We start from the raw sequence: 24,303 nt of genomic DNA on the forward strand, positions 1-24,303 counted from the left end.
CTGGTTTGGCCGGTCAGGCGACCGCAGTCTGTGACGGCGTGAAAGCATTCCGGTCTATGGAAGAGGGTTTCATCTCGATCGAGAAACCGGGGGATGCAGGCGGCATATGGGCCGCATTGCGAATTATGCAGGGTTCGACAAAGTGCTCATGCAGATGATCGACATACTCGATCACCCGCCCCTCCATTGTGCCGGATATGGCGACAAAATCAATCATCGAGAGGTGCTGCACATATTCGCACAGACCGACACCGCCGGTACGCGGCCAGACCGGCAATTGATACTTCGCCGCCATCAGAAGAACGGCCGGCACCTCGTTGAGCCCACCCAGGCGGCAGGTGTCGATCTGCACCACGTCGATGGCACCGCCCATGATCATCTGCTCGAAGATGATGCGGTACTGGCACATTTCGCCGGTCGCCACCTTGACCGGCGCGATCGCCTCGCAGATCGCCTTGGGGCCGGCGATATCATCGGGGCTGGTCGGTTCCTCGATGAAGAAGGGCTTGGCGAAGGCGAGCTGTTTCATCCAGTCGATGGCCTTGCCCACCTCCCAGACCTGGTTGGCGTCGATCATCAGGAAACGGTCGGGCCCCAGCTCCTCGGGCGCGATCCGCAGACGGCGGATGTCGTCCTGTCTGGCGTGTCAGATGGTCCAGCCGCCATCAATGGCGTAGGCCTGACCCGAGGTGTAGGTGGCGTTGGCCAGGTAGACGGCGAGATCGGCGATCTCTTCAGGCGTTCCGAGCCGGCCCATCGGCTGGCGCGCTATGAAGGCAGCACGGGCCGCCTCATAGTCGCCCTGGGCGCGCATGCGCTCCTGCAGCGACGGGCTTTCGACCGTGCCCGGACAGATGGCGTTGCAGCGGATGCCCTGGCCGACATAATCGGCGGCGACCGACTTGGTCAGGCCGATGACGGCCGCCTTGGTGGTGGAATAGGCGAAGCGGTTGGGCACCCCCTTCATCGAACTTGCCACCGAGGACATGTTGATGATCGCCCCACCACCGCGCTCGATCATCGCCGGCAGTACCGCGCGTATGGTGCGGATCATCGAGCGGACATTGAGATCCATGGCGAAGTCGAAATCCGCGTCGGACATCTCGAGAATGGAACCCGAATGAACGAAGCCTGCGCCGTTGAACAGCACGTCGACAGGGCCGGTGGCGGCAACCGCGTCGTTGATATCGGCATTGTCGAGCACGTCGAGCCGGCGGGTTTCAATGTCTAGCTTGCCATCCAGTTCCGAGAGCGTGGTTTCATTGATGTCGGTGGCGGTGACCCGGGCGCCCGCTGCTGCAAAAGCCAGTGCCGTTGCGCGGCCGATGCCCTGGCCGGCAGCAGTTACGAGTACACTCTTGTCCTTGACCCAGTCTGCCATGTTGTCTCCGTTGGTTGCCGCTCAGGCGGTTTTGCGTTCAACGATGTAAATGTGATCGGCGACCAGCACCACTTCGCCCTTCTGGTTGATGACCTCTGTGCGCTCGAACACCCTGCCCGTGTCGGCGCGTTTGGGGTCATCCTGCTTCTCCGCGATGGTGGTGCGGGTGTGGATGGTGTCGCCGATGAACACCGGCCGGACAAAGCGCAAACGGCCGGGTTGATGGTGCTTGCCGTCAGGCCGACGCCAATCGAGCACACCATTATGCCGTGAGCGATGCGCTGGCCGAAAGCTTGCGTTTTCATGAACGCGGCGTCCATGTGATGGGGGAAGAAATCACCCGTGTAGCCGGCATGGACGACAAAATCGGTCTCGGTGATGGTGCGGCCGTAGGTCACCCGCTGGCTGCCGATCTCATAGTCTTCGAAGTAGGTGGTCTGTTCCATGCTCAGGGTCTTTCCTGCGGCGGGGTCGCGGGAGAAGCAGACGACTGGTAGGCCGCCTCGACCAGAGCCATCGTGTTCCAGGCGTCCTCGACGGAACTGACGAGTTCCTCATCCTCACCGGCGGCAAAGCGCTGCAGGTTGGCCATTCGCCCGACGAAGGCATCCGGGAACCAGGCGCCCTGCAGCGGAACGCCGACCCATTCGTCACCGCCCTTGGGCCGGATTTCGAGAATGTCGGGTTCGCCGCGCGGATAATCGAGATTGACGCCCAGTTGCAGATAGGCGGCGCCCTCGGTACCGCAGATGCGAAATTCGCAGGCCTGATGCTTGCGGCCGAAATCATGGTCGTGATTGACCGACAGCGCACAACGCACGGTCTCGCCGTAGTCGAGGATGGCGCTGGTTCGGGTCTGGGCAACCTCGTGATTGGGATGTCCGACCGACTTGGCGTGCACGCCCTGCGGGTCTCCGAGCAACTCACGGATCAGGTCGAGATAATGGATCGAATGCATGGCAATCTCGATGCGCGGCAGGCCCTCGAGAAAAGGCCGCAATTGCCACGGAGTGGCCAGCGCGAGCCAGGCGTCGAAATCAACCACCTCACCGAGCCAGCCCCTGGCTATCGCGTCCTTCAGCGCCAGCATCATCGGGGCGAAGCGGAGCTGAAAGTTGACCGCGGCCTTGAAATTCTTTTCGCGGCAGATCTCCAGGATTTCGGTCGCGGCCTCGAGATCGCTGCCCATCGGTTTCTGGATCAGCACCGCCGCGCCCTCGGGCAAGAGCCGGAGCACTGCGGCATGGGTGTTGGGCGGTGTTGCCAGATCGAAAACCGCGTTCTCTACCGCTGCTGCTTCTTCCGCCGAGGCATAGGCCGTCACGCCCCATTCCGCAGCCAGTTTTTCCGCCTTCTCGCGGTCCGGGTCGAACAGGCCGGCAATCGGGAAATCCGCCTTCCGGTAGGCCGGGTAATGCGCATCCCCGACAATCGAACCGGCTCCGAAAGTAACGATCGGGCGCGGTTCGGAGGGCACGGGCCAGGATTGCTCCAGGCTGGCGGGGTCGAAACTCATGGCGCCGGATCCTCTGTTGGTCTGCAGTTCAACCGCCCCCTCACCAACTTCGGCCATGGGCTCGCACTGCTTGCCCGGCCTTCGTATCCTCTCCCACGAGGGGAGAGGTAGTCGGAAGGACGATCCCGCTGCCCCATCCCTCCCCTCGCGGGAGAGAACAGCAAGCCCGCATGAGACGCAGACGTATACCTGGGCGCGCTTGGCGAGGGCGCAAGCGTTGTGGTCGGCACCCCCTCACTCAAGATGAAACACCTCCTCCATCATCGCCCACCATTCGCCGTTCTTGCGGGTCTCGAGTGCTGTCTGGCAGGGCATGCAGATGTTCCACCATTACTGCGTCCTCGGGTCGGCTGCCATCTTCGCTGCATCGGCCTCAAAGTCGCTGCCATGATATTCCCAATAGCCGAGCAGCAGTTTCTCGGGCTCCTTCAGGAAGATCGACTGGTTGCGGATGTTGCTTCGGGAACTCATGTCGAGGATCTCCGGTGGACCATCAATAGGACAACACCGCCCGATGCACCGGTCAATAGCTTGTCCATGAGCCTCCTCCCGAAACATTTCAACTTCTGGGACTCCCCCTTCGAACCCTTACCGATGAGTGGATCATTCACACACGAACACCATCTTCACCGATGGTCAAGGCACTGCCTCTTTGTTGTTTGCAGTATCTGCGTATATGAATTTTCAAGTTCATGGAGAAACAGATGGACCCTGACGAAGACCGGTACCGCGCGCCCGCGCTGGACAAGGGGCTCGACATCCTCGAGCTTCTTGCGGAGATCGATGGCGGGCTGACACAGGCGGAGATTGCCAAGCGGCTGGGACGGAGTCCGAACGAATTCTACCGCATGCTCGACCGGCTGGTGCGGCGCGGATATGTGACGCGGCTGGAAGGTGACCGGTACTCCCTCACCCTCAAGCTGTTCGGCCTGGCGCAGTTGCATCTCCCGGTTCGGCGCCTGGTCTCCTATGCCACACCTTTCATGCGTGAACTGGCGGAACAAACCCGGCAGGCCAACCAGCTTGCCGTCTTCGACCGCGGCTCGGTTGTCGTGGTAGCGCAGCACGAGGCCCCTGGATACTGGGGCATTTCAATCCGTGTGGGATCACATATCGGCCTGTATGACACCGGTTCTGGTCATGTGCTGCTTGCCTTCCGTTCGCAAGAAGAGCGCCTGATGATGATCGACGAGTATTCTGCCAGCGGCGAGGAGACAAAGATTGAGGCCGAGTTCTTCGAACGTCTCGACCAGATCCGCGAGCGGGGCTACGAAGCCATGCCGAGCGCCCAGACCGCCGGCGTGTTCAATCTCTCGGCCCCGGTGCTGGGGCCGGATGGCCGGGCAATCGCGGCGCTCACGATACCCTACATTATCCTCGTCAACGCATCGCATGCGCCTGACATGGCGCAAACCGAGAGAATGCTGACGAGAACCTCGCGGCAATTGTCGAAGCTTGCGGGCGCCGATTTCGAGCTGCCGAAGTAATTTCTTATTTGAGTAGTCTATTTCCCTGTAGGAGTATCGGGTCGGGCGTGGTTTGGGAAGGTCAGCCCGTGAGGAGGACGTATGATCATCGATACCCATTTGCACGTCATCGATCCAGTGGCGCTGGATTACCCATGGCTTGCGGGTGTACCGGCGCTCAACCAGGCTTGGCCCTACGCGACTTACGAGCTGGAAGCGCGTCGTTCCGGAATTTCGCAGTCGCTGCACATGGAAGTCGATGTCGCAGCGGAACAGATCGAGGACGAGTGCAATTACGTCAAAACGCTTGCCGAGCGACCAGACAGCCTGATCTCGGGCGCCATTGCCTCTTGCCGACCGGAAGAGCCCGGGTTTGCGGCCTATCTCGAACGCCAGAGGCAAGACAGCTTCATTAAGGGCTTTCGGCGAGTCCTGCATGTGGTGCCGGACGAGCTGTCCGAACAGCCACTGTTTCGGGAAAACATCAAGCGGATGTCAGGCTCCGGCCTGACCTTCGATCTCTGCGTCCTGCCGCATCAGCTGCCGCAGGCGATGGCGCTTGCGGATCTTGCCCCCGATGTGACCTTCATCCTGGATCACTGCGGGGTTCCCGACATCAAGGGCGAAGCGCGGCAGCCTTGGCATGACAACGTCGCCGGGCTTGCCAAACGCCCAAATGTGATGGCCAAGATTTCCGGTGTCGTCGCCTATGCCGATCCGGAAAGCTGGATTGCCGAAACCTTGCGGCCATGGGTCGAGCACACGATTTCCAGCTTCGGCTGGGACCGGGTGGTCTGGGGCAGCGACTGGCCTGTCTGCACGCTCGGTGGCGGGCTCATGCCCTGGGTCGCGGCCACCCATGCTCTGCTCGAAGGCGTCAGCCCTGAGGAAAAGGCCAAGCTTCTGTCGGGCAATGCCCGGCGTATCTGGGATCTTTGAGGCTATCGCCGAAAGCTTGAACTCGACCCTGATCGCGGCTGTATGTTCACCAACGCGCGGCGCTGCGCGGGTGGTCTTTGGCCGCGCAGCGCCGCGGATCGGCGAGCGGGTGGTCAGGATCGAGACGCCGTCGTCGCGCTCGACCCGCTGCAGCATGTCGAGCACCTCGAAACCCTGGCTTTCTTTCAGGGCCTCCCAGTCGAGTACCCGTACGCACCAGATGTCGGCAGACTCGAGGATTGCCAGCCACTCATCGACCGTTCGTGCCCTGATCCTGCCGGTAATCAGACGCTTGATCTCGTCCCGGGCGCTGAACCAGGATTCCGGGTCGTCGCCATAGGGCGCCAGTTCTTCCAGTTGCAGCAGCTGCTGCAGCCGCGGGATCGGCCTCGTTCTTGAGATCGATGGCGAGGCTTTCCTTGCCGGGGTTGATGGCGTCAAAGATGGTCGAGTCGCCGCCGATCTCGGTGTCGCTGAGATAGAGGGTGCGGGTGAGATCCCCGGCTCCCGGACGCTCGACCTCGATCACCCGGGCGCCGAGATCCTGCAGCCGAGGGTTGCGTAGGGACCGGAAAGAAACTGGCTCATATCGAGGACGACAAGGCCGGCGAGTGGCAGATCGGTGTTGACTGCCATGGCGTCTTTTCCGTCTTGCCGGAAAGTCCCGACAGGGTTTCGTTGATTGCCGTTTCGTTGAACGCGTAGCGTCGGTCAGAGCCAGTTCAGGGTTACGGGATCGTGCGACAAACGCAATGAGGTCCTGACCCCGCCCTAGCCTGCTATATGAATACTTTATTCACATATGGATTGCGGTCATAATATCAGAAACAGTCACGCACTTTTGATGATCCGATCCTCGCGTTCGGGCGTAGAGCGGCTATCATTACGAGGCGCAAGCGGGGAATTGGCGGTGCGACTGCGCATCAGCGGCGCGTGTCAGACGACACGGCCAGACAAGCCGGTATTTGTTCCACGATGCGGGCTTGTTAACTCGTGCCAACTATGATGACTGGCAGGAAATCCATAATCCGTCGCCCTGGGGGCCCAACAGATGATTAAAACTCTCCGCTTCACCGCAGTTTCGCTCGCTGCAGCCACGCTTGCCGCCTTCGTCCCCCAGGCCAGTGCCCAGGACGCGACCGGCCCGGGAATCTCGCTTGAACTCGGTGTCGCCGGCAAGGTGTCGGCACGCTATTTCGGATCCAGCAAGCTGGTTCTCTCGCCGGTGCCCCTGATCCGGCTGAAGCGGCTGGAGCTGCCCAATGGCTTCACTATCGGCGGCGGCTCGGGCGAAGGCTTTTCGCTGAGCCCCTCCATCGATGTCATCGCCAAGCGCTCGGCGGCCAATTCGCCCGAGCTGGCCGGCCTGAACACGATCGGCACCGCCGTTGAGCTTGGTGTCGCTGCGAAGTACCAGATGGGCAATTTTCGGGTCATGGGTGCGGTCAGGCAGGGATTTGGGGGGCACAAGGGTGTTCGCGCCGAGCTTGGCGCAGATGTCATCGTCCGGCCGGACGAGCAGTGGACATTTTATGGCGGCCCGCGGCTGAACTTCGGCAACAGCAAGTTCACCAATACCTATTTCGGCGTCACTGCTGCGGAAGCCTCGGCACTTTACCCTGCGACGACCACTTCGGGCGGGTTGTACAGTGCAGGCCTTGAAGCCGGAGTTCGGTTCCAGGTCGACAACAACTGGGCCATCGAGGCAGAAGCCGGCTGGTCGCGGCTGACCGGCGACGCAGCCTCGTCCCCGATCGCCGTTCAGGGCTCCAGGAACCAGTACAGTGCTTCGCTGGGCGTGGTCCGCCGTTTCGACATCGGCTTTTAGCGTCTTACCACACCAAAACGGTATGTTTTGCGCCCGGCATCAGCGCCGGGTCGATGGGCGGCGAGTCGAAAGGATCAGATTGGTTTCGCTTGCGGTGATTCCGTCGATATTGCGGATTCGAACCAGTGTGTCGTCGAGCTGCTGCAAGGTATCGGTCGCCAGGTCAATGATAAGATCCCAGCGTCCATTGGTCGAGTGGATGGCCTGAACAGCCGGCAGGCCCTGCAATTGTGCTGTGATCCGATCGGTGCCCCTGCCCTCAATGCAGACCAGGGTCAGCCCGCGAACAGGAGCTGTGGTCACGTCGGCCCGGGTCTGCACAGAGAATCCGGCTATCTCTCCGCTCGACACCAACCTTTCAATGCGGTTGCGTACCGTTGCACGGGCAAGCTTCAACTTAGCCGCAAGGTCGGAAATCGACGCGCGGCCGTCACGCCTCAAGGCGGCGATCAGGCGGGTATCAATTTCATCAAGCTTTGACATGACTCTTACCCGTCCGTTGGACAGATTTATCGATTTGCTCACATTCCACCAATTAGACCGCGAAATCAGTAAAGTCCACGCCAGCGAAGCGGCTGGCCAGCAGTCTGAAAGCGGTTTTTGAATGCCGCAACCTTCCAAATTGATAAATCCGCCTGCCATAAACGCTGCCTCAATGCCCGAAATGGTCAATTTTCCTCTTTCAAGCGCCGCACGCCCCTGCGACCAAAGGCTCAACGAAGGGGTGAGACATGAACCAGCATTGCATTATCCTGGGGGCACCGGTCGACAGCGGGCAGTCCAATCCCGGCTGCCTGATGGGGCCAGCCTCCTACCGGGTCGCGGGGCTTGCCTCCGCACTGGAAGAGCTTGGCTGCACCGTTCAGGATCAGGGTGACGTTGCTCCGCGGCCAGCGAACGCCGCGGCTTGCAACAACCCCGCAGTGCATTCGCTGCCCGAAACAATCGCCTGGACCGAAGCGCTGTCCGCAGCGGCCCAGGATGCCGCATCACAAGGGTTTCCGATCTTTCTGGGCGGTGACCACAGCCTGTCGCTGGGAACCGTGGCCGGCGTAGCGGCCCATGCCCGCGCGATGAACAGGTCCTTGTTTGTGCTCTGGCTTGATGCGCACAGTGATTTCCACACGCCGATGACCACCGGCTCCGGCAACCTGCACGGCACGCCTGTGGCCTATATTTCCGGGCGCTCGGATTTCGACAGCTTCCCGCCTTTCCCCGACCCGGTGCCGGCAGAGCGAATCTGCCTGTTCGGTATCCGCTCGGTAGACCCGGCCGAACGCACAGCACTTGGCGAGCATGGCATAACCCCGGTTGACATGCGCGAACTCGACGAACGCGGTTTTGTTGCGCCGCTGAGGGCGTTTCTCGATCAGGTCCGTGCAGCAAACGGCATGCTGCATGTCTCCCTCGACGTCGATTTTCTCGACCCAGCAATCGCGCCGGCGGTCGGAACCACGGTGCCCGGCGGCGCCACCTTCCGCGAAGCCCATCTGGTGATGGAAATGCTGCACGAGGCACGCCTCGCGACCTCGCTCGATCTTGTCGAGCTCAATCCGTTTCTCGATGAGCGCGGGCGCACCGCCCGGCTGATGGTCGATCTGACGGCGAGCCTGATGGGCCGCAAGGTCTTCGACCGGACCAACCGAACCAGCTGACTTGCAATAGCTCTTATCCGGAGACAGCCTATGACACCTCCTTCCGACCTCGCCTATGTCCCCTTCATCAGCGTCGAAAACATGATGCGGCTTGTTCACTCGATCGGCATCGAAACCGTACTGAGAGAGCTTGCCGAGGCGATCGAGCACGACTTCACCCGCTGGCCGATGTTTGACAAGACGCCGCGGCTCGGCAGCCATTCGGACGTCGGCGTCATCGAGCTGATGCCGACCTCGGACGGTGATCTCTACGGATTCAAGTATGTCAATGGTCACCCGTCCAACACCAAGCAGGGCCTGCAGACCGTGACGGCCTTCGGGCTTTTGGCGCAGGTCTCGTCCGGCTACCCGGTGCTCCTCACAGAAATGACCGTGCTTACGGCACTCAGAACAGCCGCAACATCCGCGATGGCGGCCCGTCATCTGGCCCCGAAGGGCGCGAAAACCATGGCTGTGATCGGCAACGGCGCCCAGTCCGAATTCCAGTCCCTGGCTTTCAAGGCCGTACTTGGCATCGAACAGGTCCGGCTCTACGACATCGATCCGGCAGCGACTGCGAAGTGCGCGCGCAATCTCGCCGGGTCGGGGCTCAAGGTGACGAGTTGCTCTTCTTCCCAGGAAGCGATGGAGGGAGCACAGATCGTCACCACATGCACAGCCGACAAGCAATATGCGACCATTCTCACTGACAACATGATCGGCGACGGCATCCACATCAACGCCATCGGCGGCGACTGCCCGGGCAAGACCGAGTTGCACAAGGACATCCTGCTGCGTTCGGACATATTCGTCGAGTACCCGCCGCAGACCCGGATCGAAGGCGAAATCCAGCAGCTGCCGGAGGATTATCCCGTAACCGAACTCTGGCAGGTGATCACCGGTCAGGCAGAGGGCCGGACATCGGCTTCGCAGATCACGCTGTTTGACGGCGTCGGCTTTGCCATCGAAGATTTTTCGGCGCTGAAGTATGTGCATCAGCGGGCGCTCAACACCGGTCACGTCCAGCAGCTTGACATGATTGCCGATCCCGACGATCCGCGTGACCTGTTCGGCATGCTGTCACGCGCCGGCGAGCCTGGCTGAAGCAGCCCCGCAAACAATCGGCCAGCAACCTTGGCGAAGCCGGTGACACGGGGTATTGGACTGTCATGACCAGTCCAGCCGCTGAAACCCCGCCCATTCATCTGCTCGTGGATGCCGATGCCTGCCCGGTGCGCGAAGAGGCCGTGAAGGTGGCGCTGCGTCACGGCATCAAGGTGACCTTCGTGTCCAACAGTTTTTTTCGGATCGAGAGCGATCCGCTGGTGGAGCGGGAAATCGTGCCGGGCAATTTCGATGCCGCCGATGATCGCATCGTCGAGCTTGTCACCAGCAAGGCCGTGGTGGTGACCGCCGACATCCTGCTGGCCGAACGCTGCCTGAAGGCCGAAGCCGCCGCCGTCATGAGCCATACCGGCAAGCCGTTTACCCATGATTCCATCGGCATGGCCGTGGCGACACGCTCGATCATGGCGGACCTGAGAGCCGGCGGTGCGCAGATGGGCGGGCCGGCGCCGTTTTCCCGCCAGGACCGTTCCCGCTTTCTCTCGGCACTGGACCTGGCCATCGTGCGGCTCAAGCGGCACGGCTGAAGCCGGGATCTGCCCGCTCCATTTTCGCAACTTGCAAGATAATCTGCTTTGTTTTCCATTTCTTCTGGACAATCGATGGCGCAAGCGTTCAATAGGAGCGGTGAAAACGCCCGACCATGTCCGGATATGGTTCGCCCGAACAACGGCCCTGACCCAGTGGCCATGGGTGGCCTTCCGGTTGCACCGGGCGCAGAACACACTGAATACCAAGGATATGATTCATGGCCTATGTGGACATGCTCAAGACATTTGTGCGCGTTTATGAGCTGGGCAGCATGTCGGCTGCCGCGCGTGACCTGCGGGTTTCGGCAGCGGTCTCTTCCAGCCGGATTTCAGACCTCGAGAAGAGCCTTGGCGTGCGCCTGTTCAACCGCACCACCCGCAGTCTGCGCGCCACGGCGCATGGCGAGTTGTTCTACAAGGGCGCGATCAAGATCCTCGACACCATCCGCGAGGTCGAAGGCGGCATTGCTGAAATCACCGCCCAGCCGAAAGGGACCCTGTTCATCTCCGCCCCGCTGGCGCTCGGCAAGAAGCTGGTGGCGCCCCTGATTCCGGCATTCAAGGCAGAGTATCCCGATATCAATGTCCGGCTCAGGCTGTCGGACCGCAAGGTCGATATCGCCCAGGAAGGTCTTGATGCGGCCTTCGTGCTCGGCCCGCTTCCCGATTCGGACCTCCGGGTACGGGCGATCCACGATTTCGAGCGCGTGCTGGTCGCCTCGCCCGGATATATTGAAAAACACGGCATCCCCCGCGACGGCGACGAGATCATCTCCGACAAGCACAAGTGCCTATTGCTGCGTTATCCCGGCGCCACAGAGTTCTACTGGAACCTCGTGGTCAATGGCGAAATCCGCCAGTACCATCCGGAAGGCTCGCTGGAGAGCGACGATGGTGACGTGCTTACCGCCTGGGCACTTGCCGATTGCGGCATCGCCAGCAAGACCCGTTACGACGTGGCAGCGCACCTTGATGCAGGAAATTTGATCGAAGTGGCGACCGAAACGCCGCAGACACAACAGCCCTTCTCCTGCCTCTATCCGCACAAGCGGCTGCAGGACCCGAAGGTCAAACTGTTCATCGACCACGTCATCAAGGGGATCCGGGCGGAGATAGACCGCACGGCGGCTTCAACATCTTCAGGAAAAATTTGAAACCGGACCGCATTTTCCTTGCATACTATAGGCTTTGAAATCCGGGATGGTGATCCCGGATGTATTCGTCCAGGAGAGACATGATGAGTGAGCACGCGCCGGCGCAACTCCCAGGCTTTGCCCGCAATTCCGTCAACCTCGCATCAGCGGGACTTGGCGCCAGGGGCATTTTCGTGACCGACGAGTTCTTCGCACCGCTCGAGCGCATGCTCGCAGATCAGCCCGCGGTGTTCATCGAGGACAAGTTCGATGATCACGGCAAATGGATGGATGGCTGGGAAAGCCGCCGCAAACGGGTCCTTGGCCATGATTTCGCGGTCATCCGGCTTGCAACCGCCGGGCGCATCGACGGTTTCGACGTCGACACGTCGCATTTCACCGGCAATTATCCACCCGCGGCGCGCATTGAGGCCTGCAATGTCATAGGCGATCCCGATGGCAACACCGAATGGACCGAGGTGCTTGGCACATCGCCGCTGGGGCCGAACGCGCATCATTACCTTCCGTCTCAGTCCTCCGAAATCTTCACCCATGTGCGGCTGCATATCTATCCGGACGGCGGCGTGGCGCGGCTGCGGGTTTACGGACAACCCTTCCTCGACCGGGCCCGGGTCGGCGACGGCGACATCGAACTCTCGTCCGCACTCAATGGCGGCCGCATCATCGGCTTCTCGGATGCGCATTACGGATCCTATCACCGCCTGCTGGCACCGGGCCGCGGCGAAAACATGGGCGATGGCTGGGAAACCAGCCGGCGCCGGGTTCCGGGCAACGAATGGATCGTTGTCGCCCTGGGCGCACGTGGTGTGCTCTCCGGCGCGATCGTCGACACCGCCTATTTCAAGGGCAACTTCCCCGACATGTGTTCGATCCAGGCCGCAGACATGAGCGAATTTGGAACCGATGCCAGAGACGCCATCATCACCGCATCGATGTTCTGGCCGCAACTGATCCCGCAACAGAAGCTTCAGGCGGACCATGTGCATGATCTCTCCGCACATATCCGGGACACCGGGCCGGTGACCCATGTGCGGCTCAACATCTACCCCGATGGCGGCGTCAGCCGGCTGAAGCTGACCGGGCGGATTGCCTAGGGGGCAGTGACGGGCAGTCGCGACATAGTTCGTGTGTTTTCGACGGGAACACCCGGAAAGAGACAATCTGATACGGTCCGCCGGCCCGGCATCCTGATTAAGGCCATCGCCATGCAGATCCAGACTATACGCAACGGACCAGTGGTCTCGGCAACACGGCCAGGATCCTGATGACGTCCGGGCTTCTGTCGGCGGCCGTCGTCTCGATCGTGCTCAACCTGATTCTGCGCGAGACCCTCGAAGACCGAGAACGGCATCGACCGGAAACTCAAAAAGCCCCGGTTTGCGCCGGGGCTTTTTCTTTGGTGGACCCGGTTTGACCGGTAAAGTGCCCGCCGTGCGGCTTCAGCCTGCAGCCTCGGCTGCGCGGCGGATGGCGGAAATGTTTCTGGCCCAGGCCTCTTCGCCGTCGCCGTTGAATACGGCCGATCCGGCAACCAGCACGTCCGCACCGGCGGCCGTGACCAGCGGCGCGGTCGCCGGGGTGACGCCGCCGTCGATCTCGATGTGGATCGGGCGGTCGCCGATCATCTTCTTGACCCGCGCCACCTTGTCGACCACCGCGGGGATGAAGGCCTGGCCGCCAAAGCCGGGGTTGACGGTCATCAACAGGATCAGGTCAAGCCGGTCGAGCACATATTCGATGACGTTTTCCGGCGTCGACGGGTTGAGCGAAACCCCGGCCTTCTTGCCCAGCGCCCGGATCGCCTGCAGCGAGCGGTCGAGGTGCCTGGTTGCTTCGGCATGCACGGTGATGATGTCGCAGCCGGCATCGGCGAAGGCCTCGAGATAGGGATCGCAGGGCTCGATCATCAGATGGCAGTCGAAGACCGCCTCGGTGCGCGGGCGCACGGCCTTGATGATGCCGGGACCGAAGGTGATGTTGGGCACGAAATGGCCGTCCATCACATCGAGATGAACCCAGTCGGCGCCGGCGCGCATGACCCCTTCGATGTCATCACCGAGGCGGGAAAAATCAGCCGAGAGGATGGACGGGGCAATCAGGATGGGCTTGGTATCTGTGGGCTTTGACATGGGCGCTTGCCTTCAGTTGATAGCGGCCGTGCCCGATGGCCCCGGCCCGTTGCGCAGCGGTTTGCCCGATCCAAAGCGCCAAGGTCAAGCCGACTCTTGATCATGCCTGTGCAAAGCTCTGCTGCCTCTTGCCCGAATCATGGAGTTGCAGGCAGGCTCCGGCGCAAACTCACAGGAGCCCACAATGACCAGACCGCCGATCAGCCATTCGATTGTCTTCACCTATACCACTGACCTCGGACGCGGATCGCGGTTTCTGCGCGAGGTAATGGAACTGGACTTCGTCGTCGACCAGGGTGCCTGCCACATCTACCGGCTGACCCCGTTGAGCTATATCGGCGTGTGCAATCTGCCCGACCGCCCGCAGGGAACCGCAGGCGTTACGCTGACCATCGTTTCGCCCGACGTCGACGGATGGCGCGACTTCCTCGAAGCCAAGGGCGTGACTTACGTCAGCGGTCCGGAACACAGTGCCGAATTCGGGGTCTACTCGTCGCTGTTTCACTCGCCGGATGGTTACCGGGTGGAGATCCAGAGTTTTGACGACCCGGAGTGGGACAAGGGCACCATCGGGGGCAGTATCGGGGGCAGCATCGGCTGACACTGCCCTTCCCTTCTTGCTGATCAGAACCGGATCGGCTCGCGGGTCATTTCCAGATGCAGCATGTCGCCGCTCCAGGGATTGGCCTCGCAGACCGCCTCGTCGAGTTCGACACCCAGGCCCGGTTCGTCTGACGGGATCACGTAACCGTCCTGCCATTCGATCTTCTTCTTGAGAACCTCGGCATGGAAGCCGTCCCAGGTCTTGATCGATTCCAGCACCAGGAAATTGGGCAGCGTGGCGGCCAGCTGGATGTTGGCGGCGGCGACCAGTGGACCGCAATAGCAATGGGGCGCGATCTGGATGCCGAAGGCTTCTGCCATGCCGGCGATCTTCTTGGTTTCCAGCAACCCGCCGGAGCGGCCGAGATTGGGCTGCAGGATGGCCGCGGCCCGGGTCTCGATGACGCGGGCGAACTCGTGCTTGGTCACCAGCCGCTCGCCGGTGGCGACGGGGATCGATGTGCCACGAGCCACTTCAGCCATGGCACCCAGCTGGTCGGGCGGCACCGGCTCCTCGAACCACAGCGGATCTGCCGCCTCGATGGCGCGGGCCATCCGGATGGCGCCGGCGGCGGTAAACTGGCCGTGGGTGCCGAACAGAATGTCGGCGCGGGTACCGACCGCTTCGCGCACCGCGTGCACCATGCGGGCGCACAGGTCGATGTCGGTCAATAACGGCTGATGGCCGCCCTGAACGCGGTAGGGGCCGGCCGGGTCGAATTTGACCGCGGTGAAGCCCTGGCGCACGGCCTCGATGGCCGCGGCGGCGGCCAGATCCGGATCGTTGTAGACGTTCTTGTCGCTGTCCGTGGACAACGGATCGGCGCTGCCGGTGGCGGGATAGAGATAGGTGTAGGAGCGCAAGCCTTCATGCACCCGGCCGCCGAGCAGCTTGTGCACCGGCTGGCCGGCCTCCTTGCCGATGATGTCCCAGCAGGCCATTTCGAGCGCCGAACAGCAGGCCATCATGGTCATGTCCGGGCGCTGCGAGAAGCCCGAAGAATAGCAAAGCCGGAAGAAGTTCTCGATGTCGTGCGGATCACGGCCTACGAGATAACGCGACGCGACGTCCTCGATCAGTTTGGCGGTCAGATGCGGATCAAAGGCCGCGTCATAGGCTTCACCGTAGCCGACCACACCACCGTCGGTCACCAGCTTGACGAACAGGAAGTAGCGCCCGCCGGTCTGCGGCGGCGGGTTGGCCACCACGAAAGTCTGGACGTCCTTGATCTTCATTGCGCTCTCCGGAATTACATCTGGTGGCGGCAATCGATCAGGTCTCGGCTGTAAAATCCAGCCCGCTGAGGCAGATCAGTTTGAGCTAACCACAGGCAATCACCGCGAGCGGGTATTAACGCCTTAGATCCGGCGCAGGAAACCGTCGGATGACGCGGTGATCATCAGCTTGGCCTCGATGACGTGATCGATCTCGAATTGCAGCGCTTCGCCGTCGGCGCCCTTCCGGTTGGCGGTGTCCTGACCGGCGAGATAGGCGTGGACCGCGGTTTTCGGGTTGTCGCCCTTGCCCCATGGCCGGTCGGCGCACATGTCGGCAGGCAGGTCCTCGACACCGCTGTCCCAGACCACGCAATAGGAGCCTTGCGAAACCAGCGGCGCATAAGCGTGCAGTTCCGCCAGCACGTGATCATGGGTATGGTTGGAATCGAGGAAGATCATCACCCGGTCATAGCCCTCGGCAATGGCGTGAACCTCGTCGACAACCGCCTTGTCGATCGCCGAGCCCTCGATCATCTGGATCTTGTGGTGCATCGGATGCGCCTCGATGCCGGCGCGGTTGTGGGCGCGGATGTCGATGTCGATGCCGACCACCTTGCGGCGGCTGGCCCTGGGATCAAGCACAGTTCCGGCTTCGACGGCATCGCAGTAGTCAAGCATGGCCAGCATGGAGGCACTCATCACCAGCGATCCGCCATGGGCGATGCCGGTCTCGATGATCAGGTCGGGGCGATACTGCCAGATCAATTCCTGATAGGCATAGGTGTCCTGCGGAACCTGGATGATCGGCCGCCCGAGCCAGGTGAAATTCTGCGCGTAATTGTGGCGGATGCATTCGCGCACCCAGACCTGGGACAGGCCGCGAAATCCCGGATCGCCGGCAGCCGAAAGGATGTTGTTGTTTACGTAATTGGCGAAGTCAGCTTCCTGGCTCACGGTGTGGTTTCCTTGTTTTGGCTGTGCCGCGCGACATGAATGTCCCACCAGCGGGTGCGGGGGGCAAGACGAACGCCTTCACGGGTGCGAACGGTGGTCGCGTAGGTTTCGACAAAATCCTGATAGGGTTCCCAGGCTTGAGGAAGGTCCGGTCCGAACAGGCCGGAGGAGCCTTGCGGGAAAACGTGCCCGGTAGCCGGGTCATGTGTGCCGCCGATGCCGGACTGGTCGACCAGCTGAAAGACCTGATACCCGGCCTCCGCCATGAGACGGGCATAGTCAAACCCGAAGCGGCAATCCTCGATGCTGATGAAGTCGGGCAAGGCCGGGGCCCTGACCACCTGTTCCAGCACCATCATGTCCGCGCCTTCGACATCGATCTTCATGAAATGAGGCACTCCGTGCCGGCGATAAAGCGATGCCAGGCTGATGCAGTCGACGGTGATCGCCTCGCAGGCACTCTGGTCGCGTCCGGCCCAGTTGATGTCGGTGGAGCTCCAGTGATGATTGTCGAGATTGACGTGGAAGGTCACCTCGCCGTCGTGATCGCCAATGGCGGCCTTGATGATGGTCAGCTCGCCCGCGGCGATGGCATCTGCAAAACGCGCCTCGGCCAGCTCGCACAAAGCCGGATTTGCTTCGACGGCAACCACCCGGAATCCGCGCTTGAGATAGAAATCGCTATCATCGCCATTGTTCATGCCGAGATCGTAAATCAGTCCGGGCATTGTCGCCTGCAAGTCACTCATCAGCGGGGCTTCCGTTCATCGGGTATGGCGTAGATAACCGCGCCGGTGCCGCACCAACTGTGGGTGCGCATCAGCAGGCTATAGCCTTCAAGGTTCTCGCGCATCCACTCTGCCGTGCGCCAGATCCCATCCGCATTATGATAGACGGTCACCGCAACAAGCGGGCGACTATGGGCAAAGGTTGCAAGGCCGCCTCTGAGCGCGTCGAGTTCAGCGCCCTCCAGATGCAGCTTGACGAACCCGGGAGCGAGGTCTGCCGTATCGATGGTACCGGTTACGACACGCGAAGGCCCGTGCTCAGCGAGTTGCGACATGTATCCGAGACCATCGTGAAATTGCCGTTCGCGCGGTGTCGCATCGAGTGCGACACGCCGGAGCGCGATGCGTTCGCGCATCGTCTCCGGCAAGCTTGCGCACCAGGCCGCGAATTGATCGGCATTGGCTTCATCCGGTTCGAAGGCGACGATGCGGCCGTGCGAACCGCAGACCGCGAGAAAGGCTTCGGAAACGCTGCCGTGGTGGGCGCCACCATCGATAAAGAGATCACCCGGTTTGAGCGCATCGCGAATTTCCTGGATGAAGAAACGGTTGGAATTGTCGACCGCGACCCTGTCAAAGCGCCACTCCTGCCGGGCCAGCCGCCAGGCCAGGAACATCAGGTGATGCGCGCGGGAAAGATCGTCGTTCCAGGCGTCCAGGACTGTCCTGGCCGCCTCCAGATCTGGGCCGGAAAGCGGATCTGCAAACCAGCCGTTCGACAGCGGATGGGCCGGCCTGAAGCTCTCTGCAACATCATAGAAGGGAACACAGCGCTGCCAGCCCTGTTGCCGCAGATCTTCGAGAATGGGCAGAACCGGGCTGGTGACGACGCTCACTGCAAGCAAGGCGTCCGACTTCAGCTCACCCGGCACCTCGTCCGGCGTGCGCAGATCAATTCCTGCCCAGGCGCCGCTGCCGCGGATCCGGTCCGCCCTCGCATCAACGACCATGAGCGCTTCACTGCCCACACCGTCAAGGAAATCGAGCGCCATGCGGCCGAAATTGCCAGCGCCATAAATCACCAGGGGCGCATCCGGGGCTACCGGCGCCGCAAGGCAGGGCTGGCCTGCCAACTGATCAAGAAGCGCGCGGGCTTCGGACCGGCCGGGCACAGAATCAAAGGTGCGCTCTGCGTAGGCAGTCGCGGCACGATCGCCTGCTGCATCTCGCCCGAAAGCTGACGGGGCGTTTTTCATCATGTTTTGACCGCTTCCCTTGTGCGACACTGCTTGAGAGAATCACACCCCCGGACAGGACAAGTCTAGTGGCCGCCAGTAACACCTCAAAGCTTTTCCGGGCCTTGCCTTGAGTGTGGTGCTTGTCACCGGCGCGAGCGGCTTCGTGGGCAGGCAGATCGCGCGAAAGCTTGCGGAAAACGGCCATGCCCTTCGCCTTGTCGCGCGCCCCGAAGCCGCGAGACAGCTGGCGGCCGACCGTCCGGACGCCACCATACTGGAATGCGATGACGTCTTCGCGCAATCCGCCGACTGGTGGGCGCAGGCCTGCGCCGGGGTCGACGCCATCATTCACGCGGCCTGGTACGTCAACCCGGCCGACTATCTCGATTCGGAGCAGAATGCGCGCTGCGTGTCGGGTAGCTTCAGGATGGCGCAGGGCGCTGCCCAAGCGGGTGTCGGGCACTTTGTCGGGGTAGGAACCTGCATGGAATACGCGCTGCCATCCGATCGACTGGACATCCACGCGCCCACCGGGCCGGTCACGGTCTACGGTGCGTCCAAGCTTGCGCTCTACGACATCCTGGATGGTTTTTTCTGCTCGACACGGGTAAGGTTTTCCTGGTGCCGGCTGTTCTACCTGTTCGGCGAAGGCGAAAACGAAAAGCGCCTGTATCCCTATCTTAACCGGTGCCTTGCAGCCGGAGAAACCGTGAGACTGGGACCGGGCACGCAACTCCGGGACTACATGGATGTTGCCGAAGCAGGTGCCCGCGTTGCCGGGGTGATCGACACAGGTCAGGTTGGCGCAATCAACATTTGCTCAGGGTTCGCCGTGAGTATTCGCGAATTCGCCGAAAACATCGCCGACAGATATGGACGGCGCGATTTGCTCGAATTCGGCACCCACCAGCCTCATCCGCGCGATCCTTCTGCGGTGGTTGGTGTGCCAAACTTTATCGTTGAAGGATCAAAAAGGGACGTACGGTCATGAAAGCTCAAATCAAACCGCGGATCAATCTGGATGACAGGACCGCGCTTGAAACCGTCATTCCGCTCGAAACACCGTTCGTTGTGTTCGTGGATCCCTCGAGCGCCTGCAACTTCAAATGCACCTTCTGTCCGACCGGGCATCGCGACATGATCGCGGAGACCGGCCGGTTCCAGGGCGCGATGAAATATGACCTGTTCACCAAGATCATCGATGACCTTGGTGAGTTCTCAAAGCCGATCAAGGTGCTGCGCATGTACAAGGACGGCGAGCCGTTCCTGAACAAGCGGTTTGCCGACATGATCGCCTATGCCAAGCAGAGCGGCTATGTCGACTATATCGACACCACCACCAACGGCACCTTCCTGACGCCCGAACGCGTCGGCCCGGTCATCGAAGCCGGCCTCGACAAGATCAACATCTCCGTCGACGGCATGAGCAATGACACCTATCAGCGCTTTACCAAGTTCAACTTCAATTTCGAGAAGTTCGTCGAGAACGTGAAGTGGGTCTACGCCAACAAGGGCGACATGGAGATCTCGATCAAGATCCCCGGCGAATTGCTGCAGCCGGGCGAGCGGGAAAAGTTCTTCGATACCTTCGGCGACCATTGCGACCGGATTTTCGTCGAGAATTTCGCGCCATGCTGGCCGGTGTTCGACATCGAGAAGCACACCGGCGTGAAGATCGAGAAGGGCATATATCAGCAGGAAGTCTCCAATACCGAGACCTGCCCCTACATCTTCTATTCCATGTCGGTGAACCCGGATGGCCTGGTCAGTTCCTGCTTCCTCGACTGGTCCCGCGATCTCATTATCGGCGACGTCAAGCAGCAGTCGATCAAGGAAGTGTGGAATTCCGACAAGATGAACGCGCTCAGGCTGCAGCATCTCGAGGGCAAGCGTTGCGAAAACGGCACCTGCGGCAGCTGCGGCCAGCTCAGCCATTGCCTGCCCGACAACATCGATCCATACCGCCCGATGTTGCTTGAGCGGTTCCGCGATATGGTCAAGCTCAATCCCGATGTGGAGGCTCCAGGCGCCAAGCGCGTGCCCTCACCCGTCGCCGCGGAATGAAGATCGTTCACATCACCCCCCATCTGGGTGGCGGTGTGGGCAAGGCGCATGCCAGCCTGTGCGCGGCGGACCCGGACGCTGCCGGGCACCACTATGTGTTGCTCGAAGAACCGCGCGATCGCCGTTATCTGGAGCAAGTCCTCAAAGCCGGCGCGCAGGTCTCGCTTGCGGGTGACGACGATCGTCTGCGCGGCCTGATGGCCGCCGCCGATATCGTGCAGTTCGAATGGTGGAACCACCCGCTGATGTGCGGGCTTCTTGCCGGACCGCCGCTGCCCGCCATGCGGCCGGTGTTCTGGAGCCATGTTTCCGGTGTATCCGCGCCGTTTATTCCGCCCGGCCTGATCGAGGCAGCTGATCGTTTCGTGTTCACTTCCGCCTGCTCCCGGCTAGCCCCTAACCTCGAAGCCCGACACCTTGCGCGGACCGAGGTGATCAACAGCGGCTTTTGCCACGACGAGCCCGGCCTGCCTGGCTCGTACGGAACCAGGACCGGCATCAGCTATCTGGGCACCATCGATTTTACCAAGATGAGCCCGGCAATGATGCAGGTCATCGATCGGCTCGACAGCGACGATGTCGGCGTCGATGTCTGGGGCGGCGTGGCTTCCGACAGTCCGGTACACGCAGCGATCGCCGCGATGGCAAATCCTGGCCGGTTCCGGTTGCGCGGGCACAGCGATGACCCGGTTGCCGCGCTGTCGCAAAGTTCGATCTTTCTCTACCTGCTGCAGCCTTTCCATTTCGGCACCGCGGAGAACGCGCTCGTCGAGGCAATGTCGCTGGGCTGCGTGCCGCTGGTGTTTGCCAACCCTTGCGAGCTGGCAATCGTGCGCGACGGCGAGACCGGGCTGGTGGCCCGGTCTGTGGACCATGCCGTCGAACAGCTGAGCTGGATGCTGGAGCATCCCGATGAGGTGTCCCGGATCGGGGTCAAGGCGCGCGAAGAGGTGCGGCGGCTGAAAACCCCGGTGCGCTCGGTCGCCGCTTTCCGGTCCGTCTGGGAGGCCGAACTGCAGCAGCCAAAGAGGATCGCCGATTTCGCCGCTGCGCTGGGGCCGACGCCGCGTAACTGGCACGAGGCTCTCAACGGCGGGGCGCCAACCACCAGGGAAGCCTCCCCGCAGGTCTCGCAATCCGCGTCCAAAGGCAGCCTCGCCCATTTCAGGGCTTGGTACCCCGATCTCGATCAAGCGCACAGGAAACCAGCAGCATCAAGGGCCTAGGTTGGTCGCGCAGGACGGAGAAGCGCCATCAGGCCGGTTCTCAAACAGCTGGTCCCCGCAAGCGCGGGAATTCCGGGAACCCGGGTAAGCGTCACACAAGCTAGTTCTGCGACCTAACACTTGGCGTATAGTATCAGGCAGGAGCTTCCATTTTGGTGTATTTCACGATCTGTATCCCGACAAGGAACAGGCAGCGCTATTGCATCGAAGCCATCAAGGCCATCGCAGCATCGGACGAAACGGATCTCGAGGTTATTGTCGCCGACAATTCCGACGATGCGACAATTCTCGCCGACTTCTTTCGCACCGAGCTTGATGACAGCCGCTTCAGGCTGTTGCCTCCCGCGGATACCGTGCTGTCGATGGTCGACAACTGGGAGCGCATCATCCCCGAGACGAAGGGCCGCTGGATCAGCATCATCGGCGATGATGACCATATCGACCCAAGCGTTCTTCAACTGATCCGCCGCTACGAGCGCGAGCAGCCCGATCTCGAAGCCTTTGCATGGGCGCGGATGAACTACAACTGGCCCGACAACCGGGTAATCTCGACACTTGCTGCCGTGCCGGTCGGCCACAGTACCCATATCCCCGACCGCAAGATCCTTCATAACGAGCTCTACCGCTGGAGCAAGCGGGAAAAGCGCCCCGCCGGCGGCTTCGGGATCTATCATGGCGCTGTGCGCAGATCGTTGATGGAACGCATCAAGCGCAAGTTCAGCGATCGCTATTTCGAGCATCCGACGGTCGACTTCGACAATATCTGCAAGGTCGTCAAGGAAGCCAAGTCGATGATCTTCTGTCAACGGCCGTTTTCAGTTCTGGGCGCCTGCGCGGCATCCAACTCGGCGAGCGCGCAATCCTTCGAGGCGATGAGGAAGCTGGTGGTCGATTTCTACAATGAACTCGGCAACGGCCAGCAGATCCAGGAGGACGACTTCCCGTTCTCGCCCAAGCTTCCCGGCCTTGCCATCATCTCCTCCATCGCAGCCACGACCTGGTGGTTCTGCCGAAAATACGGCGTCGACAATTCCGGCTTTCAGGAGAACTTCGCCCATTCGGCGGTCCAGGAATGCCTGGTCTCGCGGACCGTCGAGGAGTACCAGATCAAGGTCGAGGGATTCAGGCGCGGGTTCGATGCCTTCGAGGACGGCGCCTGGAGCTCGCACTTCAATCCGCCGGAGGTGTTCACGCCCTCCAATGCGCAGAACGTGCTTTGCGGCGTGCACAGGAATTACATGTATATCCGCGAGAGCGGGCTCGAAAAGGTCATCACGCCCGCGGATTTCTATCGTTTCGCGGAGGCCTTCCTGATGCCGGTCAGACACCTGGTCTCGGCCCGTGAGGTGTTTGCGGCATGACGGTGCTTTCGATCTGTATCCCGACCCGCAACCGGCAGAACTACGCCATCTCGGCGGTGCGGCGAATGCTCGCCTCCGAAAGACAGGATTTCGAGGTGGTGCTGGCTGACAATTCCGACGACGCCGCGCCGCTGGCGGAATTCGTCAACGACGCCGCCGACCCCAGGTTGAAGCTGCTGGCGCCGGAGGACAAGGTCCTGTCGATGCGGGCCAACTGGGAGCGCATCGTGGCCCAGACGTCGGGCGAATGGGTGAGCTATATCGGGGATGATGACTATCTCGACCCGGAGCTGTGCGAAGTGATCCGGGTGACCAGGAAGATCGTGCCCAATGTGGATGCGCTGACCTGGGGGCGGCTCTATTTCATCTGGCCCGAGGCGCGCAACGCCCCGGAAGTCACAAAGATGCCCAATGGCAGCCACCTGATCGGGATCAAGAAGGATGACATGATCCGCAAGCTGTTTTTCTGGGAAGACGCCGCGGATCGCCCGAAATGCCCGTTCGGGGTCTACCACGGAGCGGTGAAGCGGACCGTGCTCGAAGACATCCGCAGCACATTCTCCGGGCAGTATTTTGGCCATCCGATCGTGGACTACGACAATATCTGCCGGACGTTGATGGTGGCCAACGGCTTGGTCTATTTCGAACGCCCGATGTCGGTGTTCGGCGCCTGCCGGGCGTCCAACACAATCGGCCTGCGCGACGAGAAGGCGGCGCAGTCGCTGTTCGAGACCTTTCGCAAGGAAATGGACGGGACCATGGAGGCGGCCAATTTTCCGTTTCCCGTGGAGCTGGGCATCACGGCGCAGATCGGCCATGTCATCGAAAAGTTCAAGCAGGAACAGGGCATCGAAATCAACGCCTGGGAAGAAAACTTCATCAAGGCCTGTGCCCGCAACTGCGAGAGTCACCACGACCGCAAACTCTTCGAAGCCAGAAAGAACGGCTATCGCAAGGCCATCCGCGAATGGCGCGGCAAGGGCGCCCTGGCGGCGTTTGATCCGAAATACAAATACCGTCCCGACATTCCGCCCTTCATGGGTTTCCACGACAATCAAATGAGCCTGCAAATGGATATCGGCGGCGCCCGGTCGGCTGCGGAATACTATGATATCCTCGACACCATGATGTTTCCGATTCATCTGCTCGAAGGGCGCTTGCAATGACGGTCATGACCGGGCGTGAAGCCTTTCCAACCGATCCAGCCCA

General features: G+C 61.3%; 22 protein-coding genes and 4 pseudogenes. 14 read left to right on the forward strand and 12 right to left on the reverse strand.

The window, feature by feature from the left end; all coding sequences use genetic code 11:
• Window positions 1-13: 13 nt before the first annotated feature.
• From CRO46_RS16770 to CRO46_RS16790, 5 genes and pseudogenes are all read right to left on the reverse strand, one after another.
• A pseudogene (locus CRO46_RS16770) lies at window positions 14-646 on the reverse strand (enolase C-terminal domain-like protein); the annotation flags it as partial.
• A complete protein-coding gene (locus CRO46_RS16775) occupies window positions 647-1,381 on the reverse strand; it encodes an SDR family oxidoreductase (protein ID WP_097108948.1) in 735 nt (244 codons plus the stop codon).
• Window positions 1,382-1,402: 21 nt separating this feature from the next.
• Window positions 1,403-1,827, reverse strand: a pseudogene (locus CRO46_RS16780) (MaoC/PaaZ C-terminal domain-containing protein).
• A 2-nt stretch (window positions 1,828-1,829) separates the two neighbouring features.
• A complete protein-coding gene (locus tag CRO46_RS16785) occupies window positions 1,830-2,897 on the reverse strand; it encodes a Gfo/Idh/MocA family protein (protein WP_097109051.1) in 1,068 nt (355 codons plus the stop codon).
• 234 nt (window positions 2,898-3,131) lie between these two features.
• Window positions 3,132-3,383, reverse strand: a pseudogene (locus CRO46_RS16790) (L-rhamnose mutarotase); the annotation flags it as partial.
• Between the two features lie 218 nt (window positions 3,384-3,601).
• Between CRO46_RS16790 and CRO46_RS16795 the strand changes: the two are divergent.
• Both CRO46_RS16795 and CRO46_RS16800 read left to right on the forward strand, forming a co-directional pair.
• The gene (locus tag CRO46_RS16795) at window positions 3,602-4,384 is read left to right on the forward strand and encodes an IclR family transcriptional regulator (RefSeq protein ID WP_097108949.1); all 783 of its coding nucleotides are present in this window, start codon (window positions 3,602-3,604) and stop codon (window positions 4,382-4,384) included.
• A gap of 81 nt (window positions 4,385-4,465) precedes the next feature.
• Complete coding sequence (locus CRO46_RS16800; RefSeq protein ID WP_097108950.1) at window positions 4,466-5,302, forward strand: amidohydrolase family protein; 837 nt, start codon at window positions 4,466-4,468, stop codon at window positions 5,300-5,302.
• A 12-nt stretch (window positions 5,303-5,314) separates the two neighbouring features.
• Here CRO46_RS16800 and CRO46_RS16805 read toward each other — a convergent pair.
• A pseudogene (locus CRO46_RS16805) lies at window positions 5,315-5,938 on the reverse strand (CoA transferase); the annotation flags it as partial.
• Between the two features lie 415 nt (window positions 5,939-6,353).
• Between CRO46_RS16805 and CRO46_RS16810 the strand changes: the two are divergent.
• Entirely contained in the window at window positions 6,354-7,130 is a 777-nt protein-coding gene (locus CRO46_RS16810) for a MipA/OmpV family protein (RefSeq protein ID WP_097108951.1), read from the forward strand.
• Between the two features lie 39 nt (window positions 7,131-7,169).
• Here CRO46_RS16810 and CRO46_RS16815 read toward each other — a convergent pair whose 3' ends face one another.
• A complete protein-coding gene (locus CRO46_RS16815; RefSeq protein ID WP_342171117.1) occupies window positions 7,170-7,802 on the reverse strand; it encodes an Lrp/AsnC family transcriptional regulator in 633 nt (210 codons plus the stop codon).
• A 59-nt stretch (window positions 7,803-7,861) separates the two neighbouring features.
• Between CRO46_RS16815 and rocF the strand changes: the two genes are divergently transcribed.
• The 5 genes from rocF (at window position 7,862) to alc (ending at window position 12,667) form a co-directional block, all read left to right on the forward strand.
• A complete protein-coding gene (gene rocF, locus CRO46_RS16820; protein ID WP_097108953.1) occupies window positions 7,862-8,785 on the forward strand; it encodes an arginase in 924 nt (307 codons plus the stop codon).
• A gap of 30 nt (window positions 8,786-8,815) precedes the next feature.
• Entirely contained in the window at window positions 8,816-9,868 is a 1,053-nt protein-coding gene (locus CRO46_RS16825; protein ID WP_097108954.1) for an ornithine cyclodeaminase, read from the forward strand.
• A 65-nt stretch (window positions 9,869-9,933) separates the two neighbouring features.
• Complete coding sequence (locus CRO46_RS16830; protein ID WP_097108955.1) at window positions 9,934-10,416, forward strand: YaiI/YqxD family protein; 483 nt, start codon at window positions 9,934-9,936, stop codon at window positions 10,414-10,416.
• A 221-nt stretch (window positions 10,417-10,637) separates the two neighbouring features.
• A complete protein-coding gene (locus CRO46_RS16835) occupies window positions 10,638-11,573 on the forward strand; it encodes a LysR family transcriptional regulator (RefSeq protein ID WP_097108956.1) in 936 nt (311 codons plus the stop codon).
• Between the two features lie 83 nt (window positions 11,574-11,656).
• On the forward strand, window positions 11,657-12,667 hold the full coding sequence (gene alc, locus CRO46_RS16840; protein ID WP_097108957.1) for an allantoicase: 1,011 nt from the start codon (window positions 11,657-11,659) through the stop codon (window positions 12,665-12,667).
• 345 nt (window positions 12,668-13,012) lie between these two features.
• Here the strand turns inward: alc and rpe are convergent, their stop codons facing one another.
• Window positions 13,013-13,702: a ribulose-phosphate 3-epimerase gene (gene rpe, locus CRO46_RS16845; RefSeq protein ID WP_097108958.1), complete on the reverse strand. Its 690-nt coding sequence runs from the start codon at window positions 13,700-13,702 to the stop codon at window positions 13,013-13,015.
• Between the two features lie 184 nt (window positions 13,703-13,886).
• On the opposite strand from rpe, the gene CRO46_RS16850 reads away from it, so the two are divergent.
• Window positions 13,887-14,303 (forward strand): VOC family protein, encoded by a 417-nt coding sequence (locus tag CRO46_RS16850; RefSeq protein ID WP_244577939.1) that lies wholly within the window; start codon window positions 13,887-13,889, stop codon window positions 14,301-14,303.
• 23 nt (window positions 14,304-14,326) lie between these two features.
• Here CRO46_RS16850 and CRO46_RS16855 read toward each other — a convergent pair whose 3' ends face one another.
• The 4 genes from CRO46_RS16855 to CRO46_RS16870 form a co-directional block, all read right to left on the reverse strand.
• Window positions 14,327-15,541, reverse strand: coding sequence for a mandelate racemase/muconate lactonizing enzyme family protein (locus CRO46_RS16855; RefSeq protein WP_097108960.1), 1,215 nt, complete (start codon window positions 15,539-15,541; stop codon window positions 14,327-14,329).
• A gap of 123 nt (window positions 15,542-15,664) precedes the next feature.
• Entirely contained in the window at window positions 15,665-16,477 is an 813-nt protein-coding gene (locus CRO46_RS16860; RefSeq protein WP_097108961.1) for a cephalosporin hydroxylase family protein, read from the reverse strand.
• Entirely contained in the window at window positions 16,474-17,226 is a 753-nt protein-coding gene (locus CRO46_RS16865) for an FkbM family methyltransferase (RefSeq protein ID WP_097108962.1), read from the reverse strand. The genes CRO46_RS16860 and CRO46_RS16865 overlap by 4 nt, the downstream gene beginning before the upstream one ends.
• Entirely contained in the window at window positions 17,226-18,464 is a 1,239-nt protein-coding gene (locus CRO46_RS16870) for an FkbM family methyltransferase (RefSeq protein ID WP_097108963.1), read from the reverse strand. The genes CRO46_RS16865 and CRO46_RS16870 overlap by 1 nt, the downstream gene beginning before the upstream one ends.
• 112 nt (window positions 18,465-18,576) lie before the next feature.
• Here CRO46_RS16870 and CRO46_RS16875 point away from each other — a divergent pair, with 112 nt between their 5' ends.
• The 5 genes from CRO46_RS16875 to CRO46_RS16895 all read left to right on the forward strand — a co-directional run bounded on the left by CRO46_RS16875 (window position 18,577) and on the right by CRO46_RS16895 (window position 24,260).
• Complete coding sequence (locus tag CRO46_RS16875) at window positions 18,577-19,434, forward strand: NAD-dependent epimerase/dehydratase family protein (RefSeq protein ID WP_244577948.1); 858 nt, start codon at window positions 18,577-18,579, stop codon at window positions 19,432-19,434.
• Window positions 19,431-20,507 carry a radical SAM/SPASM domain-containing protein gene (locus tag CRO46_RS16880; protein WP_097108965.1) on the forward strand — a complete coding sequence of 359 codons (1,077 nt, stop codon included), beginning with the start codon at window positions 19,431-19,433 and terminating at the stop codon, window positions 20,505-20,507. The genes CRO46_RS16875 and CRO46_RS16880 overlap by 4 nt, the downstream gene beginning before the upstream one ends.
• Window positions 20,504-21,733 (forward strand): glycosyltransferase, encoded by a 1,230-nt coding sequence (locus CRO46_RS16885; protein WP_097108966.1) that lies wholly within the window; start codon window positions 20,504-20,506, stop codon window positions 21,731-21,733. Before CRO46_RS16880 ends, CRO46_RS16885 begins: the two co-directional genes overlap by 4 nt.
• 155 nt (window positions 21,734-21,888) lie before the next feature.
• Complete coding sequence (locus CRO46_RS16890; protein WP_244577940.1) at window positions 21,889-23,094, forward strand: glycosyltransferase family 2 protein; 1,206 nt, start codon at window positions 21,889-21,891, stop codon at window positions 23,092-23,094.
• Window positions 23,091-24,260: a glycosyltransferase family 2 protein gene (locus CRO46_RS16895; protein WP_097108968.1), complete on the forward strand. Its 1,170-nt coding sequence runs from the start codon at window positions 23,091-23,093 to the stop codon at window positions 24,258-24,260. Before CRO46_RS16890 ends, CRO46_RS16895 begins: the two co-directional genes overlap by 4 nt.
• Window positions 24,261-24,303: the final 43 nt, after the last annotated feature.

It is taken from the genome of Parahoeflea halophila, assembly GCF_900220985.1.
In the GTDB taxonomy this organism is placed as follows: domain Bacteria; phylum Pseudomonadota; class Alphaproteobacteria; order Rhizobiales; family Rhizobiaceae; genus Hoeflea; species Hoeflea halophila.

Excerpts from the sequence above, each read along its gene's own strand:
- CRO46_RS16775 (WP_097108948.1), bottom strand. The coding sequence starts at position 1,381 with ATGGCAGACTGGGTCAAGGACAAGAGTGTACTCGTAACTGCTGCCGGC.
- CRO46_RS16785 (WP_097109051.1), bottom strand. The coding sequence starts at position 2,897 with ATGAGTTTCGACCCCGCCAGCCTGGAGCAATCCTGGCCCGTGCCCTCC.
- CRO46_RS16795 (WP_097108949.1), top strand. The coding sequence starts at position 3,602 with ATGGACCCTGACGAAGACCGGTACCGCGCGCCCGCGCTGGACAAGGGG.
- CRO46_RS16800 (WP_097108950.1), top strand. The coding sequence starts at position 4,466 with ATGATCATCGATACCCATTTGCACGTCATCGATCCAGTGGCGCTGGAT.
- CRO46_RS16810 (WP_097108951.1), top strand. The coding sequence starts at position 6,354 with ATGATTAAAACTCTCCGCTTCACCGCAGTTTCGCTCGCTGCAGCCACG.
- rocF (WP_097108953.1), top strand. The coding sequence starts at position 7,862 with ATGAACCAGCATTGCATTATCCTGGGGGCACCGGTCGACAGCGGGCAG.
- CRO46_RS16825 (WP_097108954.1), top strand. The coding sequence starts at position 8,816 with ATGACACCTCCTTCCGACCTCGCCTATGTCCCCTTCATCAGCGTCGAA.
- CRO46_RS16830 (WP_097108955.1), top strand. The coding sequence starts at position 9,934 with ATGACCAGTCCAGCCGCTGAAACCCCGCCCATTCATCTGCTCGTGGAT.
- CRO46_RS16835 (WP_097108956.1), top strand. The coding sequence starts at position 10,638 with ATGGCCTATGTGGACATGCTCAAGACATTTGTGCGCGTTTATGAGCTG.
- alc (WP_097108957.1), top strand. The coding sequence starts at position 11,657 with ATGAGTGAGCACGCGCCGGCGCAACTCCCAGGCTTTGCCCGCAATTCC.
- rpe (WP_097108958.1), bottom strand. The coding sequence starts at position 13,702 with ATGTCAAAGCCCACAGATACCAAGCCCATCCTGATTGCCCCGTCCATC.
- CRO46_RS16850 (WP_244577939.1), top strand. The coding sequence starts at position 13,887 with ATGACCAGACCGCCGATCAGCCATTCGATTGTCTTCACCTATACCACT.
- CRO46_RS16855 (WP_097108960.1), bottom strand. The coding sequence starts at position 15,541 with ATGAAGATCAAGGACGTCCAGACTTTCGTGGTGGCCAACCCGCCGCCG.
- CRO46_RS16865 (WP_097108962.1), bottom strand. The coding sequence starts at position 17,226 with ATGAGTGACTTGCAGGCGACAATGCCCGGACTGATTTACGATCTCGGC.
- CRO46_RS16870 (WP_097108963.1), bottom strand. The coding sequence starts at position 18,464 with ATGATGAAAAACGCCCCGTCAGCTTTCGGGCGAGATGCAGCAGGCGAT.
- CRO46_RS16880 (WP_097108965.1), top strand. The coding sequence starts at position 19,431 with ATGAAAGCTCAAATCAAACCGCGGATCAATCTGGATGACAGGACCGCG.
- CRO46_RS16885 (WP_097108966.1), top strand. The coding sequence starts at position 20,504 with ATGAAGATCGTTCACATCACCCCCCATCTGGGTGGCGGTGTGGGCAAG.
- CRO46_RS16895 (WP_097108968.1), top strand. The coding sequence starts at position 23,091 with ATGACGGTGCTTTCGATCTGTATCCCGACCCGCAACCGGCAGAACTAC.